The sequence below is a fragment of the Aliivibrio sp. 1S175 genome (assembly GCF_001690985.1).
Classification (GTDB): domain Bacteria; phylum Pseudomonadota; class Gammaproteobacteria; order Enterobacterales; family Vibrionaceae; genus Aliivibrio.
Genome location: NZ_MAJS01000079.1, coordinates 164,073 through 181,611 on the forward strand (window position 1 = coordinate 164,073; position 17,539 = coordinate 181,611).

General features: G+C 39.9%; 16 protein-coding genes. 8 read left to right on the forward strand and 8 right to left on the reverse strand.

From position 1 onward, the window contains the following. The first annotated feature begins 19 nt into the window (after window positions 1–19). The 7 genes from mreC to tldD all read left to right on the forward strand — a co-directional run bounded on the left by mreC (window position 20) and on the right by tldD (window position 9,735). Entirely contained in the window at window positions 20–877 is an 858-nt protein-coding gene (gene mreC, locus A6E06_RS15905) for a rod shape-determining protein MreC (RefSeq protein ID WP_065594121.1), read from the forward strand. Continuing rightward, complete coding sequence (mreD, locus tag A6E06_RS15910) at window positions 867–1,358, forward strand: rod shape-determining protein MreD (protein WP_065594120.1); 492 nt, start codon at window positions 867–869, stop codon at window positions 1,356–1,358. Before mreC ends, mreD begins: the two co-directional genes overlap by 11 nt. A gap of 9 nt (window positions 1,359–1,367) precedes the next feature. After that, window positions 1,368–1,961, forward strand: a complete 594-nt coding sequence (locus tag A6E06_RS15915; RefSeq protein WP_065594119.1) for a nucleoside triphosphate pyrophosphatase — start codon at window positions 1,368–1,370, stop codon at window positions 1,959–1,961. A 19-nt stretch (window positions 1,962–1,980) separates the two neighbouring features. Next, window positions 1,981–3,450: a ribonuclease G gene (rng, locus tag A6E06_RS15920; protein ID WP_065594118.1), complete on the forward strand. Its 1,470-nt coding sequence runs from the start codon at window positions 1,981–1,983 to the stop codon at window positions 3,448–3,450. 13 nt (window positions 3,451–3,463) lie between these two features. After that, window positions 3,464–7,330, forward strand: a complete 3,867-nt coding sequence (locus A6E06_RS15925) for a YhdP family protein (protein WP_065594117.1) — start codon at window positions 3,464–3,466, stop codon at window positions 7,328–7,330. Window positions 7,331–7,370: 40 nt separating this feature from the next. Next, a complete protein-coding gene (locus tag A6E06_RS15930; RefSeq protein WP_065594116.1) occupies window positions 7,371–8,189 on the forward strand; it encodes a carbon-nitrogen hydrolase family protein in 819 nt (272 codons plus the stop codon). Between the two features lie 100 nt (window positions 8,190–8,289). Then, the gene (gene tldD / locus A6E06_RS15935; RefSeq protein WP_065594115.1) at window positions 8,290–9,735 is read left to right on the forward strand and encodes a metalloprotease TldD; all 1,446 of its coding nucleotides are present in this window, start codon (window positions 8,290–8,292) and stop codon (window positions 9,733–9,735) included. Between the two features lie 96 nt (window positions 9,736–9,831). Here the strand turns inward: tldD and yjgA are convergent, their stop codons facing one another. Continuing rightward, a complete protein-coding gene (gene yjgA, locus A6E06_RS15940; protein WP_065594114.1) occupies window positions 9,832–10,362 on the reverse strand; it encodes a ribosome biogenesis factor YjgA in 531 nt (176 codons plus the stop codon). Window positions 10,363–10,480: 118 nt separating this feature from the next. On the opposite strand from yjgA, the gene pmbA reads away from it, so the two are divergent. Then, a complete protein-coding gene (gene pmbA, locus A6E06_RS15945) occupies window positions 10,481–11,824 on the forward strand; it encodes a metalloprotease PmbA (protein ID WP_065594113.1) in 1,344 nt (447 codons plus the stop codon). 78 nt (window positions 11,825–11,902) lie between these two features. Here pmbA and mgtE read toward each other — a convergent pair whose 3' ends face one another. The 7 genes from mgtE to lptB form a co-directional block, all read right to left on the reverse strand. Continuing rightward, window positions 11,903–13,258, reverse strand: a complete 1,356-nt coding sequence (gene mgtE / locus A6E06_RS15950; protein ID WP_065594112.1) for a magnesium transporter — start codon at window positions 13,256–13,258, stop codon at window positions 11,903–11,905. Window positions 13,259–13,409: 151 nt separating this feature from the next. Next, window positions 13,410–13,688: an HPr family phosphocarrier protein gene (locus A6E06_RS15955; protein ID WP_065594111.1), complete on the reverse strand. Its 279-nt coding sequence runs from the start codon at window positions 13,686–13,688 to the stop codon at window positions 13,410–13,412. Window positions 13,689–13,692: 4 nt separating this feature from the next. Further along, a complete protein-coding gene (gene rapZ / locus A6E06_RS15960; protein ID WP_065594110.1) occupies window positions 13,693–14,547 on the reverse strand; it encodes an RNase adapter RapZ in 855 nt (284 codons plus the stop codon). A 21-nt stretch (window positions 14,548–14,568) separates the two neighbouring features. Beyond that, window positions 14,569–15,012 carry a PTS IIA-like nitrogen regulatory protein PtsN gene (gene ptsN / locus A6E06_RS15965; RefSeq protein WP_065594109.1) on the reverse strand — a complete coding sequence of 148 codons (444 nt, stop codon included), beginning with the start codon at window positions 15,010–15,012 and terminating at the stop codon, window positions 14,569–14,571. Window position 15,013: 1 nt separating this feature from the next. Beyond that, entirely contained in the window at window positions 15,014–15,301 is a 288-nt protein-coding gene (hpf, locus tag A6E06_RS15970) for a ribosome hibernation promoting factor (RefSeq protein WP_065594108.1), read from the reverse strand. 19 nt (window positions 15,302–15,320) lie between these two features. Beyond that, complete coding sequence (locus A6E06_RS15975; protein WP_065594107.1) at window positions 15,321–16,790, reverse strand: RNA polymerase factor sigma-54; 1,470 nt, start codon at window positions 16,788–16,790, stop codon at window positions 15,321–15,323. A 22-nt stretch (window positions 16,791–16,812) separates the two neighbouring features. Continuing rightward, complete coding sequence (lptB, locus tag A6E06_RS15980) at window positions 16,813–17,538, reverse strand: LPS export ABC transporter ATP-binding protein (protein ID WP_065594106.1); 726 nt, start codon at window positions 17,536–17,538, stop codon at window positions 16,813–16,815. Between the last annotated feature and the right edge of the window lies 1 nt (window position 17,539).

The window sequence follows — 17,539 nt, forward strand, 5'->3', positions numbered from 1 at the left end:
AAATAACGGGTGAGTGGATATGACTCCAATCTTTGGTAGAGGCCCTTCTCTACAGTTTCGCCTGTTTATTGCTGTAATGGTATCGGCTAGCCTTATGCTAGCCGATAGTCGTTTAAATGCGTTTTCCGACATTCGTTACTTATTAAATAGTTTTGTATCGCCAATTCATTATGCGGCAAATCTTCCTCGTACTATGTTTGATGGCATGTATGACAGATTTAATAGCCGTAATACTCTTATGCTTGAAAATCAGCGTCTTAAACAAGAAGTTTTTGTACAAAACAGTAATTTATTATTATTGGAACAACTCAAGCAAGAAAACAGTCGATTGCGCGATCTTCTCGGTTCTCCATTTATTCGTGATGAGAAAAAAATGGTAACAGAGGTAATGGCAGTAGATTCAGCGCCTTATACCCACCAAGTTATGATTGATAAAGGTCAAATAGACGGTGTTTATGAAGGCCAACCTGTGATCAGCGATAAAGGGATTGTGGGACAGATTAACTATGTTGGAGCTCACAATAGTCGAGTCTTATTGCTGACCGATCCTAATAATGCCATTCCAGTACAAATTGTTAGAAATGATATTCGCGTAATTGCGTCAGGTAAAGGGCATCTAGATACGATGCAACTTGAGCATATACCGACCAATACTGATATTGAAGTGGGTGATTTATTAGTGAGTTCAGGTTTGGGAGGACGTTATCCTGAAGGCTATCCTGTCGGTTACGTTTCAACAATTGATAATGATAATAAGCGCCCATTTGCGTCCATAGATTTAAAAACGACGGTTGAATTCGATAAGTTACGATATCTATTATTAGTATGGCCAACAGATACGGGCGTGAACACAGAGGATATATCAAATGAGCAGTAGTCATTTAATGCGCGGTAGAATCATTATTTGGCTCTCTTTTTTAATCGCCTTAACCTTACAAGCCGCTCCGTGGCCAGGGGCTTTGGAAGTACTTCGACCATCTTGGATTATTTTGGTTACCTTTTATTGGGTACTTGCTTTACCTCATCGAGTTAATGTCGGTACAGCAATGCTATTAGGTATTCTGTGGGACCTCTTATTAGGGACGACATTAGGCATTCGTGGTATGACGATGGCTATACTCGTTTATCTTGTTGCTGCTAACTTTAAGGTTCTACGAAATTTAGCATTATGGCAACAAGCCACTATATTTTCAGGATTGACTTTATTAGGTAAGCTTTTGGAATTTATGGGCGAGTTCTTAGTCCACGATGTGTCTTTCAACGCACATTTTTTATGGGCTGGCGTGTTAAACTTTATTCTATGGCCTTGGTTATTTTTACTAATGCGTAGAGTTCGTCGTCATTGGTCAATTCGATAAGGAAATGTAATGACTACCCAAGTTTTTTTAGCTTCTGGTTCTCCTCGAAGAAAGGAGCTATTGGCTCTATTGGGCTACCAATTTGAGATTTTGTCTGTTGACGTTGAAGAGGTGCATAAATCAGATGAGACACCTCTTATGTACGTTGAACGATTATCTAAAGATAAAGCGAAAGCGGGTGTAGAAGCATTAGCTAAAGCTGAAATGACAGAACAAATAGAAAATAAGAATGTCCCAGTATTGGGCTCTGATACTATCGTTGTTATCGATGGTGTTATTTTAGAAAAACCTAAAGATTTTGAAGACGCTAAGAGAATGCTCTTAGCTTTGTCTGGTCGTCAACATCAAGTAATGACCGCCGTTACGCTAGCAACACCTGAGACAACAAGAACCAAAACAGTAATAACACAGGTGTGGTTTAGAACACTTTCAATAAAAGAAATAGAACAATATTGGGAAAGTGGTGAACCTTGTGATAAAGCAGGTTCATACGGTATTCAAGGTAGTGGTGGGCGATTTGTCTCGCGTATTGATGGCAGTTATCATGCCGTCATGGGACTGCCTTTGATGGAAACAGATCAGCTCTTACACCAATTTTTGTAAAAATTAGTGAGGTGCTCCAATGAGTACAGAGTTGTTAATAAACGTCACACCGAGTGAAACTCGTGTTGCGATGATTGAAGCCGGTGTGCTTCAAGAGATCCATGTTGAAAGAGAAGCAAGACGCGGTATTGTGGGTAATATATACAAAGGCAGAGTAAGCCGAGTATTGCCGGGGATGCAAGCTGCGTTTATAGATATCGGTTTGGATAAAGCCGCATTTTTGCACGCCTCAGATATTGTTCCTCATACGGAATGTGTTTCTGAAAATGAAAAGCGCCAATTTCAAGTAAGAGATATTTCTCAGTTAGTACACCAAGGACAAGATTTGGTTGTACAAGTTGTTAAAGATCCACTTGGAACCAAAGGGGCTCGTCTAACGACAGACATTACTCTTCCTTCTCGTTATTTAGTGTTTATGCCTGGTGCAAGCCATGTGGGTGTATCTCAACGAATTGAAAGTGAAAAAGAACGTAATCGCTTAAAGAATACGGTCTCTGACTATTGCGATGAGTTTGGTGGTTTTATCATTCGTACTGCGGCAGAAGGCGCGAAAGAAGCGGAGATCTCCCAAGATGCTGCTTTCTTAAAGCGTCTATGGCACAAGGTGATTGAGCGTCGTAAAAAGAGCAAAACAAAATCAATGCTTTATGGTGAGCTTGGATTAGATCAACGTATCTTACGTGATTTTGTCGGTACTGAGTTAGATTTAATTCGTGTCGATTCAAAGCAAGCTTTTGAAAAATTAAAAGAATTTACAACTGAATTCGTTCCTGAATTAACGAAAAAATTGGAATATTACTCTGGTGATAAACCTATCTTTGATATGTACGAAACGGAAAATGAAATCCAGCGTGCACTTGATCGCAAGGTAGAGCTAAAGTCGGGTGGGTATTTGATCATAGATCAAACCGAAGCCATGACCACTGTTGATATCAATACAGGGGCATTTGTTGGACGACGTAATTTAGAAGAAACCATTTTTAATACCAATATTGAAGCCACACAAGCGATTGCTCGTCAGTTACGTTTACGGAACCTTGGCGGTATCATTATTATTGATTTTATCGATATGATGAGTGAAGAGCATCGTCGCAGAGTATTACAAGTATTAGGTGCTGCACTAGAGAAAGATCGAGTTAAAACGAATGTTAATGGTTTTACTCAACTTGGTTTAGTGGAAATGACACGTAAGCGTACACGAGAAAGTATTGAACATGTTTTATGTGGACAATGCCCTACCTGCGAAGGTCGTGGAGCCGTGAAGACGGTTGAAAGTGTATGCTATGAGATCTTACGTGAAATCACTCGAGTCAATCGAGCGTATGATTCTGATAAATTTGTAGTTTATGCCTCTGTTGCGGTTGCTGATGCTCTTGAAGGTGAAGAGTCTCATGCACTTGCCGAACTCGAACTATTTATAGGTAAACAGGTTAAGATTCAAGCAGAACCTCTTTATATTCAAGAGCAGTTTGATGTCGTAATGATGTAGAGAATAAAAATACGTGACCACTAAGTTAATTCGCTTTGAACGTTGCTTGATGGGATTATTGCTGCTGGTGTTTTTACTGGCAGCTTTAGTCATTACAGGCTTACGTCTACTCCTTCCTTCACTTAATCAATACCAACCTGAAGTTGAAGCTTTTCTTTCCAAAAGTACTGGTTTTTCAATTTCTATTGGTGAACTTGATGGTCGCTGGAGAAATACTAACCCCTCATTAAATCTTAAAAATTTGACGGCGGTCGATCCTGTCTCTGGAGATGAAATCATCTCGGTTAAGGACGTTGAGATCCAACTCAATATCCTTTCTTCCCTATGGGCTCAACAGCCTCAATTTGCTGACTTACGTATTGATAAGTTAGTTGCTGACTTAACGTCATTAGGTGACACTTCCGAATCACCAGAAGATGCGAAGAAACCAAGTGAAAAAAGCAGTGATGAATCCTTAGGAAAGCGTCTTGAAGATTTATTTTTAGTGAGATTAAATCATTTTTCATTAAAAGATTCTCAAGTGACCCTTATTGCGCTTGATGGCAATGATAAAACACTTCAAATTGATTCACTGCAATGGCGAAATGAAAATAAAAGACACCTTGCTGAAGGGGTTGTAAGTATCATTGGGAGTGAAATCAATCAGCTTAAAGTCATCGGGAACATCAAAGAAAAAGGCACATTTAAAAGCTTAGATGGTGATTTTTATGTCGAAGCGAAAAATATTCAAGTTACTCCATGGATCACCGATGAAATTCAAAAAGAATATGGGGTAACTCAAGGTGAGGTGTCAGCTAATGCTTGGTTATCATTTAAAAATGGCCAACCGGTTGATGCACTTGTTGAAGCATCGCCATCTTATATTAATTGGCTTGAAGGAAAAGAGACTCACCAAGCCAGTGTAGAAGCTGGGGTGTTTGAACTACAGCCAGATAGAGAGGGTTGGAAGGTATTAGCTTCCGATATTCGAATTAAGCACCAAAATGACATGTGGCCACAGGTTTCAGGAAGCTTTACGTGGCAGCCTGAAAAATGGGTATTAAATCTGGCGCATATCGATCTTTATAGTGCACTCGATTTAAAAACACTATTGCCTGCTTCTCAAGATAATATTACTGATCTTCTTGCCACTTTAGACCCTAAAGGCAGCATTAATGATATTCGTGTCGAGTTTGATCACTCTACAGGGTTGCATTATTCTGCGTCTATTCATGCAGCAGAAATGAAGCAATGGGAATTACTTCCTGGCTTTCATAAATTGGATATCTTAGTCGCTGGTGATGCTGAAAAAGGCAAAGCAACATTATCATTAGTCGATGATACGCTGCCTTATGGCGATGTATTCCAAGCGCCATTAAATATCAAACAGGGTAAGGTAACCGCCTATTGGGAAGTGAATGATAATGGTTGGCGCTTATGGTCTGATTACATAAAAGTATCGACGCCTGATCTGCAAGCTAAAGGTGAGTTCCGCTTAGATTTTCCAAAAGATAAACCGTCTGTACTCTCTTTTTATGCCGAAGCCGATGCATTTCATGCAGATCAAACGTGGCGTTATTTGCCGACGTTAGCATTGGGACAAGATTTAACAGATTACTTATCTGCAGCCGTACAAGGAGGAAATGCTAAAACGGTGCAGTTGCTTTGGTATGGTGAAGTTGCTGATTTTCCTTACACCAAATACGATGGAATATTTCAAGTTAAGGTAAGTTTAAAAGACGCTAAGTTTTCTTTTGATACAGCATGGCCTCCATTAACTGATCTACAATTAGATCTCATGTTCCAAAATGCGTCTATGTTTTTAAGCTCTCATTCTGCAGATCTTATGGATGTACATGCCACTCGTGTTACCGGGCGTATTGCCAATTTATCGGAAGATGGAAAGCTAACTATTCGTGCAACTGCTAATGGTTCAGGTAAAGCGGTTCGTGAATATATGACAGCAACGCCATTAGTTGATTCTGTTGGAGCTGCATTAAACAGTATTCAAGTCGACAACCGTGTTGATGCTTTATTGCGCTTAGATATCCCGTTTAATGGCGATGATGTGCGTGCGTGGGGCTATGCCGATATTGCAAATAACCACATTGAATTGCAGTCACCAAATATATTGCTGACGAATGCAAAAGGTCGAATTGAGTTTGATAATGATGTAGTTAAAGCGTCAGGTATTAAAGCGTCATTATTAGGGCAGCCAATCTCTCTTTCTTTTACTGGTGAAGCACAATCTGATTTTTATAGTGTGAACATTGAAACGAAAGGTAAGTGGAAAATATCACCACTTAAAGACTATATTGACTCTCCTATGATGGATAAAGTTGGTGGTGTTTCGGAATGGAGCTCAACCATAAATTTACAGGTAGCAGATGTCGGCTTTACTTATCAATTAGGTGTTAATGCGGCATTAAATGAGGTTAGATCAACGTTGCCGTATCCATTATCTTTGGATAAAGGCGATGGGGATAAAGTCTTATTACAGGTTTCTGGTAATTCAGAAAAATTGTCGGGACGCTTAACGTTACCTGATGCGAAATACCAAACAGAAATTGATATAACAAAGAAAACACCAGTTATTACCGCAAGTCATGTGATTGTTGGGCGTGGAAATTTTAGAGTGAGCCCTATTGTAGGGCAGTCTGCTTCCATTAATACCACATCATTTGATGCGGACGCGTGGTTATCTGAACCTATTTTAAATACAGGAAAGCCAAGCACTGTAAAATCATCAATGAGCCATTTCCCGGTGATCCCAATACCAACTCGTATTGATGCAAACATTAAGTCATTACATTTAGCTTCGTTAGATTGGAATGATGCGAGTATTGATGTACGTAAAAAATCTCAAGGTTGGTATGCTCAAGTTAATAGTCAAGAAGTTGATGGTAAGGCAAGTTGGAAAGGATCCGATGACCTATTGGTTCAATTGGATAATCTGCATATCTTTATTCCAAGTTTAGACGATCCTGAGAATCAAAAACGATTGAATCAAGCAAAAGACCATGAGCCTGTTATTTCTGAGTTTGACCGTGATTTCTTTCGTCTGATGCCAAACTTAGAGTTAACGATTAAAGACACATGGGTCCAAGGGTATAAACTAGGAAAACTTGATACTAAACTGCATAAAAACGGAGAAACTTTTTATCTTGATAAACTGAAAATTACCAGTGGTGAAAATAAGCTGGCGATGTCAGGGGATTGGCTATTAAATAAAGATAAGAGCCTCTCTGCTTTTAAAGTTCAGGCGTCGGGAGAAAATAACTCTGAATTATTAGCACGTTTTGGTATTAGTTCGGGTATTCAAAAAGCAAGCTATAGTATGGATGGCGATCTTCGATGGGAAGGTTCACCTTGGAGTATTCAAATAGATACACTTTCTGGGGATCTTGCTTCAACGTTAGGTGAAGGCGTTATTACTGATGTAAAAGGAGCAGCACGTTTTCTTGGTCTGTTTAGTATTGATTCAATCATTCGTAAAATGAAGCTCGATTTTAGAGATGTTTTTGATGATGGTATGGCCTTTAATTCGATTACCGGTAGTGGAAAAATGCGTGATGGTATTTTTGTCAGCAATAATTTGATTATGGATGCGGTTGCAGGTGAAATGACGATTAAAGGTAAAGCGGATTTAAATACTCGTTTAGTGGATGCAGAAGTGAGTTTTACTCCTGATTTAACCTCTGGTATTCCTATCCTTACCGCCTTTGCTGTTGCGCCACAGACCGCTATTATTGTACTAGCAGTTGCTACTGCTATAGCGCCTGTTATTGATGTTATTACTCAGGTGAACTATAAGGTTGAAGGCTCACTAGAGTCCCCAACAGTAAAAGAATTGTCTCGTAGTCAAGGTGAGTACCAATTACCCGAAAAAGTGGATGATTAGTGTATCTAGAGCTAGATCAAGTTAATACTAAGGATATAAGATGGGAAAGGCTGGCGTAATTCAAATGAGTTCAGGGGCTGATCCTGAAGATAATATTAAACAATTGAATCTCAAATTAAAAGGATTACGCCAACAGGGAGCAAAGCTGGCTCTAACTCCTGAGAACAGTATTGTTTTTGGTAAAAAAGAAGATTACGAACGACACGCAGAACCTCTTGGTCAAGGGCCTTTACAAGAGGCATTATCTGCACTGGCAAAGGATTATCAGATTTGGCTTGTTGTTGGTTCTTTCCCTATTAGAAATTCAGACGAAAGTTTGTCGTCAACGTGCTTGGTTTATAATGATGCAGGAGCGCTTGTAGAGCATTACCATAAGTTGCATATGTTTGATGTCGACGTAGAAGATGGTCATCAGAGCTATCGAGAATCAGATACCTTTACTCCAGGTAATGAAATTAAAGTTGTGGATACGCCAGTAGGAAAAATAGGATTATCAATTTGTTATGATGTCCGTTTTCCTCAGTTATACAGCGAGCTTCGCCGACAAGGCGCTGAGATTATTATGGTGCCGGCAGCGTTTACTAAAATAACAGGATATGCTCATTGGGATATTCTATTACGCTCCAGAGCCATTGAAACTCAATGTTGGTTATTGGCAGCTGGGCAGTGGGGCTCTCATGGGGCTGGTCGTGAAACATGGGGACACTCAATGATTGTTGATCCATGGGGAAATAAAGCGGCGCTTCAAAAAGAAGGCACAGGAGTGATTGTGGCTGATATCGATTTATCGCAATTAGCGACAATTCGTAAAAAAATGCCGGTAGCACAGCACGCAAGGCTAGACTGTCAATTGAACTAAATTTGGTTTATTTAAGAAAAGAGTGAGTTTCACTATAAAAGCCACTCTTTTTTATTCATAATTAAGCCTAGATCTTAAATTCTTAAAAAGAGTACGTCGAATGAGTTTGCAAGAAGTAGAACAATCCTTATTGAGTCAAGCAGGGATCGGTCAGCAGGAACTGTCTCAGACCTTAAGCTCCATTGCAAAAAGAGATGTGGACTATGCTGATATATACTTTCAATCTTGCTGGCATGAATCATTAGTACTCGAAGACAGTATTATTAAAGATGGGTCTTTTAATATTGATCGTGGTGTGGGTATTCGTGCGGTTTCTGGTGAGAAAACCGGTTTTGCTTATTCGGATCAAATTAATCTTGATGCATTAACTCAAAGTGCAAAAGCGGCTCGCGGTATTGTTCAGCAAGGCGGTGAAGGTAAAGTTAAAGCATTTTCTGCTCAAACTATCCCCCAATTTTATGCACCTATCAATCCTCTTAATAGTCTGGATAAGAAACAAAAAATAGCACTGCTTGAAGAAATTGATGCCTATATCCGAGCAAAAGAACCACTAATTCAAGAAGTATCTGCAAGTATTAGCGGCGTTTATGAGCAAATGTTGGTCGCAGCTCTTGATGGTACTTATGCTGCAGATATACGTCCATTAGTACGTTTATCTATTAGTGTATTAGTTCAACGTGGTGATAAGCGTGAGCGCGGTAGTGCTGGCGGTGGCGGTCGTTATGGTTATGATTACTTTTTAACTGAAATACAGGGTAAATCTATTGCTCTTGAGTTTGCGGATGAAGCTATCCGTCAAGCCTTAGTGAATTTAGATGCTGATGCAGCACCGGCTGGAATGATGCCAGTCGTTCTTGGTTCTGGTTGGCCGGGAGTTCTATTGCATGAAGCAGTTGGTCATGGTCTTGAAGGAGACTTCAACCGTAAAGGTTCTTCTGTATTCTCTGGGAAGATTGGAGAAAAAGTAACGTCTTCGGTATGTACTATTGTTGATGATGGCACAATGGCTGATCGTCGTGGTTCATTAAATGTCGATGATGAAGGTGTTGCAGGTCAATACAATTCACTGATTGAAAATGGTGTATTGAAAGGTTATATGCAAGATAAGTTAAATGCCCGCTTGATGGGGGTTGCACCTACGGGAAATGGCCGTAGAGAGTCTTATGCTCACCTACCAATGCCTCGTATGACGAATACTTACATGTTGCCTGGTGAGTATACTCCAGAAGAGATTATATCAACGGTTAAAAAAGGTATTTATGCTCCAAACTTTGGCGGCGGTCAGGTTGATATTACTTCCGGTAAGTTTGTATTTTCTGCATCAGAGGCTTATTTAATCGAAGATGGTAAAATTACCCGCCCTGTTAAAGGTGCGACTTTGATTGGTTCTGGTATGGAAGCAATGCAACAAATTTCAATGGTTGGCAATGATTTATCATTAGATCGCGGTGTCGGTGTTTGTGGTAAAGCGGGGCAAAGTGTTCCTGTCGGAGTTGGTCAACCCACATTGAAACTCGATGCATTGACGGTAGGTGGTACAGAGTAATCTCGGTGTATTAATTTACGTTATTCAGATGTACAAAAAGAGCCAAGCATCATCTGTGTTTGGCTCTTTTTTATTGTTCTCTTTATATCTGAAGAATTATAGATCTTCTGCTAAATATAAATCTTTTAATATTTGGAAAATTTCACGGTATGCCTTTGGTGGCTTATTCGATTCTTTTTCTTTTTTTGCTTGGCGAGCAAGTTGACGGAAGCGTTGACGATCAGCTTCTGGGTATTTCACCATTATGTCTTCAATTACAGCATCAGGCGTTTCAATCATACGATCTCGTAGAATTTCTAACTTCTGAAGAGCGATAGTTGTTTGTGAGTGCTTATTACGCACTTTATCTAAAGCCAATTGAATCGCTTCAGCATCTTCAAGGCGCATCAACTTACCAATGTATTGTAATTGACGACGCTTTGCTTCGTTTCTAAAACGTTGAGCATCAAAGATCGCTATTTGTAGGAGCTCTGATAATGGAAACTTAGCAAGAACTGCAGGCTTTAAACCAACCAGTTCTTCGCCTAATTTTTGTACGTCTTCCATGTCGTTCTTCATCTCGGTTCTACTTACCCAGATGATCTCTTCTTCTTCTTCCCAAGGAGCTTTTTGATTTTTACGTGCCATGATCTTCATTCTTTTATGGGTGATTCTCTCTATTTTAGCAAGATAAATGGAGAATGGGGCGCAAATTTATCAGATAGAGTGTTATTCTAGTAAAAATTTATATGTTTAGTCAGATGTTATGGATGCAAAAGCCCAAATGATGAATCAAAAAATAGAACTTGAAGCAGCAGTAGCCAAGGCGTTAGAGATGGCAACACAGCACGCGAGTGCTGCAGAAGTCGCGATTACAAAAACAACGGGTATCAGCGTATCTACTTTAATGGGAGAGGTTGAAAACGTTGAGTTTAATCGTGATGGAGCACTCGGTATTACGGTGTATCGTGGTCATCGAAAAGGCAGTGCATCGACATCTGATTTAAGTGATAAGGCGATTCAACAGACGGTTGCTGCGGCGTTAGATATAGCAAATTATACGTCAGAAGACCCATTTTCTGGGCCTGCACCAAAAGAATTAATGGCTCAAAATATTCCTGATTTAGATTTGTTCCATCCGGATGATCCTGAACCAGATTATGCAGCAGAGAAAGCAATTGAGGCAGAACAGGCGGCATTGGCGTATCACTCATCAATTAAACAGAGTGATGGAGCAAGTTACGATAGCCATTATGGCATTAAGGTTTACGGTAACAGTCATGGCATGTTAGCGAGCTATCCATCAAGCCGTCACAGTATCAGCTGTAGTGTGATTGGGGTTGATAAAAATGGCAACATGGAGCGTGATTATAGCTATACCGTTGCTCGTCATCGTGATGATTTATGGGATGCAAAAAAAGTCGGATTGGATGCTGCAGAACGTACAGTTAGTCGTTTAGATGCTCAAAAACTAAACACGATGAAAGTGCCTGTTATGTTCTCTGCTGATGTAGCAACAGGGCTAATTGGTCATCTTGTTATGGCGATTAGTGGTGCGAATCTTTATCGTAAATCAACATTTATGCTTGATAAGTTAAATGAGAAGATTTTACCTGAATGGTTTAATGTTAGTGAACGTCCACATATCCTAAAAGGATTGGCAAGTAGCCCATTTGATAGCGAAGGCTTATATACACAAGATCGTGAAATCATCACTGATGGTGTATTAGCTACGTATTTATTAACAAGCTACGCTGCTCGCAAACTAAACATGACGCCAACAGGTCATGCGGGTGGTATTCATAATTGGTTTGTTAAATCAACAGGCCAAAGTTTTGACCAAATGCTAAAAACAATGGGGACTGGCCTGCTTGTTACTGAGTTGATGGGGCAGGGCGTGAATACGGTGACGGGTGATTATTCTCGTGGTGCGGCTGGTTTTTGGGTTGAGAATGGTGAGATCCAATACCCTGTTTCTGAGATCACGATTGCGGGTAACTTAACAGAGATGTACCAAAATATTATTGCAGTTGGTAGTGATATTGAAACTCGTTCACAAATTCAAACCGGCTCAATCCTTATTGAATCGATGAAAATTGCGGGTCAGTAATTTTCTAATCGGCTATATGAACAGATAAAAAAAGCGCGCTGTCATTGAATGAGAGCGCGCTTTTTAATGTGTCATACACTACATTAAAACAGTAGCGAGCCCTAAGAAAGCAAATAGACCGATAATATCAGTAATGGTGGTTAAGGCCATGCCTCCAGCTAATGCAGGATCGATATTCATTTTCTTTAGGATTAGAGGGATTGTTACCCCTGCAATACCAGCAATGGTTAAATTAACGAGCATCGCCGCAGAAATGATGGCTCCAAGCATGATGTCACCTTTCCAAACCATGACGATACCGCCAATGATAGAGGCCCACAAAATACCATTAAGCAGACCTATTCCCGCTTCTTTGAGTAATAATTCTTTTTGGTTACTGTCACCAATATGACCAACGGCTAAACCACGGATCACTAGGGCTACGGTTTGGTTACCGGCAACTCCCCCCATTGAAGGTACAATAGTCATTAGTACAGCAATAGATGCCATTTGCGCTAATGTTGCCTCGAACATATTAGAGACTGATGCGGCAGCAAGAGCGGCTAATACATTCATGCCTAACCAAACACTACGACGACGTGCCGATTTAACGACAGGCGCAAAAGTATCTTCTTCGTCATCCATACCTGCCATACTCATCATTGAGTGTTCGGCATCTTCACGGATAACATCAACTACGTCATCAATGGTTATTCGACCAAGTAATAAATGATTTTCATCGACGACAGGGGCAGAAACCCAGTTACGACGTTCAAATAGATTGGCGACTTCACCGTCATCGGTGTTCACTGGAATGGCTTCATCCGCATCACTCATTACATCGCTGACGAGAGTATCTTGCTTAGTCGTGAGCAATGTAGTTAATGATAAATGCCCTATTAAGCGGCTTTCTTCGTCAAGAACATACAAAGCATCAGTTGATTCAGGAAGGTCTCCTTTCATTCGCAGATAACGTAAGACAACGTCTATTTCAACATCAGCACGAATGGTGATGAAATCGGTATTCATCATCCCACCAGCGGTGTCTTCTGGGTAAGATAGTGCAGTCTCAACACGGAATCGGTCAACCGTGTCCATTTGGCTTAATACTTCGCGTGAGACATCTACAGGTAAGCTACGAAGGACATAGGCAACATCATCTGTCTCCATACCTTCAGTTGCTTCTGCAATGCTCTCAGGAGCCATTCTAGAGACAATTCCGTCTTTTACATCTTCAGACAGTTCGTCAAGAATTTCACCGTAATCTTCAGGATCAGTGAGTTGCCATAATACATTACGGCTTTTCCTGGGTGAGGCTTCTAATAGATGGGCAATATCTTCAGGTTCCATGTCTTGTAATAAACGACGTACATGGACAAACATCCCACTATCAAGTGCATTAGATACTTCTTGAAGAGTTTGATGGGTTTGATCGAAATCTTGTAGCTCTTGCATGCTCTCCCCCACTTAATACCGATTTCTAACTCGAGTAATGAGTATAGACAATTTAGATAAGATAATGGGCTGAATAGTAACGCAATTTAGAGGGGACGATAAGTGAATTTTGTGAGGATTAGGTCAAACTATTGATGTAGTAAATAATTACTTACTCATCTTCATCAAAACCGGCTTCAATAAGGTCGCAAATAGCATTAAGAGCTTGCTCTGCATCAATACCATCCGCTGAGACATCGACATACTGGCCTTGGGCGGAATCCAGCATCAGTAGCCCCATAACACCATCGGCTGTTGCTTGCTTATTTTCGTCATTAGTGAGGGTTATTACTGCATTAAAACTTTGTGCCATTTCAACTAATTTTATGGCAGCTCTTGCGTGCAAACCAAGGCGGTTTTTAATTAAGAGGTGACGAGATGAAATTGGCATAATTTTAGTGTCTCTCTAATGTTTTATGACGGATTTGAACTTGTTTTCCGTGTTGTTTGAAATATACCCCCAGTTGCTGAGTAATATAAACTGAGCGATGTTGTCCACCCGTACAACCGATGGCAACGGTTAAATAACTACGATTGTTTTTTTCTAGCGCAGGTAGCCAAGTTGTGAGGAAATCTTGGATTTGTTCTTTTAATTTAATGACATCGTCGTGCTTTTCTAAGTAATCAGCCACTGGCTTATCTAAACCAGTCATTGGTCTTAAGTTTGGTTCCCAGTGTGGGTTTGGTAAGAAACGAACATCAAACACATAATCGGCATCGGTTGGTAAGCCATGCTTAAAGCCGAAAGATTCAAATACCATTACCAACTCTTTTGATTCTCTGCCGAGAATCCTAGAACGTAAGGTTTCGCTTAAATCATGAATGGATTTACTTGTCGTATCTAACACGAGATCGGCATCTTCTTTAAAATCGCAAAGAATGCCCTTTTCTAGCTCAACAGCCTGTTCCAATGAACATTGCTCACCAATGAGAGACAAAGGATGTAGACGGCGGGTTTCGCTATAACGTTTTATCAGCTCTTTATCGTCAGCGTCTAAGAAAATAACAGTAACATCGTGTGATTTTTTTAACTCAGATAATGTATTTTTGAGTAATGACGGATCTTTAGGTAAATTTCTAATATCAACACTCACAGCCACATTTTGGCTGCTGTGTTGAATGGATTCAACAAACTGTGAAAGAAGGTCAACAGGTAAATTATCAACACAATAATAGCCTAAATCTTCTAACACTCGCAGTGCGACAGATTTACCAGCACCAGAGTTCCCGCTAATTACCATGAGTTTCATTATGAAGACCTTTGAATCGATTTAAGAGGTAAAAACTTGATACAGTTCTTGATCATTTTCCGCATGGCGAAGTTGACGTAAAACGTGTTTATCATTGAGTTTTTCGGCGACACTGGATAATGTTTTTAGGTGTAGCTTGCATTGTTCATCTGGCACGAGTAAAGCAAAGAGTACATCAACAGGGCGATTATCTATAGAGTCAAACTCGATAGGTTCTTGGCACTGAAGCAGAACAGCTACCGCATTATCACAGTTAAAAATTCGACCGTGGGGAATAGCGATACCATTACCTATACCTGTACTTCCCATTTTTTCTCGGTTTAATAAACTTTCAAACAGTTCTTGAGGGTTTTGCCCTAGATGAGGGGCCGCAATTTCACTAATAAGTTCTAATGCGCGTTTTTTACTTGTACATTGGACCGCACTTTTAGTGCAGTCCAATGAAAGAATGGTACTTAATTGCATGTTAATGACTACTTAGTTTTTCTTTATGTTTATTGAGTTGGCGGACAAGTTTATCTACCAAACCATCAATAGCGGCATACATATCTTCTGCGTCAGAATGGGCGTGTATGTCACCTTGATTTACATGAAGTGTTGCTTCGGCCACATGAAGTACTTTTTCTAATTTTAATACGACATGCACATGATTTATATGTTCAAAAAAACGATCTAATTTTTGGAATTTAGTTTCTACATACTCACGAATACTATCGGTTAGTTCGACATTCTGACCTGCGATGTTTATTTGCATAACACTTCCTTTCTGTTAATTAAAGTAAACGCTTACGCTGATTCGACGGGGCAATACCAAGTGATTCACGATATTTTGCGATAGTACGTCGTGCAACTTGGATCCCTTGTTCAGCTAATAAGGTGGCAATTTTACTGTCACTTAATGGTTTAGCTTGATTTTCAGCTGCAACCAATTTTTTCACTAGTGCCCGAATCGCAGTTGATGAGCATTCACCACCGTTATCCGTACTAACATGACTAGAGAAGAAATATTTTAATTCAAAAATACCACGAGGGGTATGCATAAATTTTTGTGTTGTTACTCGAGATATAGTGGACTCATGCATTTCTACATCTAAAGCGATGTCATTAAGCACCATTGGCTTCATCGCTTCTGCACCATATTCAAAGAAATCTTGTTGATGTTCAACGATACAACGGGAGACTTTGAGTAGAGTATCGTTTCTGCTTTCTAAACTTTTAATTAACCATTTCGCTTCTTGCAAATTGGTTCGAATAAATTGTCCATCAGGGCTGTTTCCCATCCCTTTACCTAATGCTTCATATTCTGCATTAACTTTTAAGCGTGGAATACTATCAGGGTTCATGGTTACGACCCACTTCCCATTATGTTTAAATACAGAAACATCAGGAATAACATATTCAGTATCTGTATCAATAACACGATTACCCGGACGGGGATCAAGCTGATGAATTAGCGACATGACTTGTTTTAAATCTTGTTCTTTTAGCTTAGTCTCTTTTGCTAATTGTCGGTAGTCACGGTTACCTAATAAATTAATATACTCGGTTAAAATTAATGTAGTTTCAGGAAGCCAAGGTGTGTCTTTAGGGTAGGTAACCAGTTGTAATAGTAAGCACTCTGCAAGATTTCGAGAGGCAACACCTAGAGGGTCAAATTGTTGAATACGTTTAAGTACCGCTTCAACTTCATCCATTTCTACTTCATCATGACCAACACTTTCTAATACTTCATCAAGGTGAATGGTAAGATAACCATTGTCATCTAATGACTCAATGATGGTGGTTGCAATCGTTCGGTCAATATCACTGAATGGCGTTAGATCGGCTTGCCACATTAAATAGTCTTGAAGACTTTCCGTTGTTTCACCTTGATAAAGAGGGATATCGTCATCAATGGCTAAGCCTGTACTGCCACTGTTGGCGCTGTAAACATCATCCCAGCTAGCATCCATCTCTAATTCTTCAGAAATATTATTACTGTCAATGACATCACTGCTATCTGTTACCACTTCTTCTTTTTCTGCCGGTATTGTTTCTTTTTCTGATGCAGGTTCAGGAGAAAGTAAACTTTCAGGCGTACTCAATGGCTCTTCTTCGACATCAAGAAGAGGATTAGAATCGAGGGCTTCTTGGATCTCTTGCTGCAGGTCAAGTGTCGATAATTGTAGTAATCGAATGGCTTGCTGCAACTGTGGAGTCATTGCAAGCTGTTGTCCCATTCTTAGCTGAAGAGATGCTTTCATTATTTAGCGATACCTTTCTATGTTACAACTTAAACTGATCACCAAGATAAACGCGTTTTACGTGTTCATCATTTAAAACGTGATCTGGAGTGCCGTTTGCGATCATGTGTCCCTGACTTACGATATAAGCGTGTTCACATACATCAAGGGTTTCACGAACATTGTGGTCTGTAATTAACACACCTAAACCGCGATCTCTTAAATGTTGAATGATTTTTTTGATATCGATTACAGAAATAGGGTCTACACCAGCAAAAGGTTCATCAAGTAAAATGAATTTTGGGTTGGCAGCTAGAGCTCGAGCTATTTCTACCCGACGACGTTCACCACCAGAAAGCGCCATACCATTACTGTTACGGATATGCTGAATGTTAAATTCATCCAGTAACTCTTCAAGCTTATCTAGGCGTTCTGCTTTTGATAGATCCTTACGAGTCTGAAGTACTGCCATGATATTATCAAAAACAGATAACTTCCTAAAAATAGAGGCTTCTTGTGGTAAATAACCAATCCCCATTTTTGAACGGTTATGCATTGGTTGGAGTGAAATATCAACACCATCAATCGTGATAGATCCTTCATCACGAGAAACCAAACCTACTATCATATAGAAAGAGGTTGTTTTTCCCGCACCATTTGGTCCTAATAAACCGACAATTTTTCCAGACTCAACAGTTAGGCTTACATCGGAAACCACTTTACGGCTGCCGTATGTTTTTGCGAGATTTTTTGCTTCTAAAATGGCCATA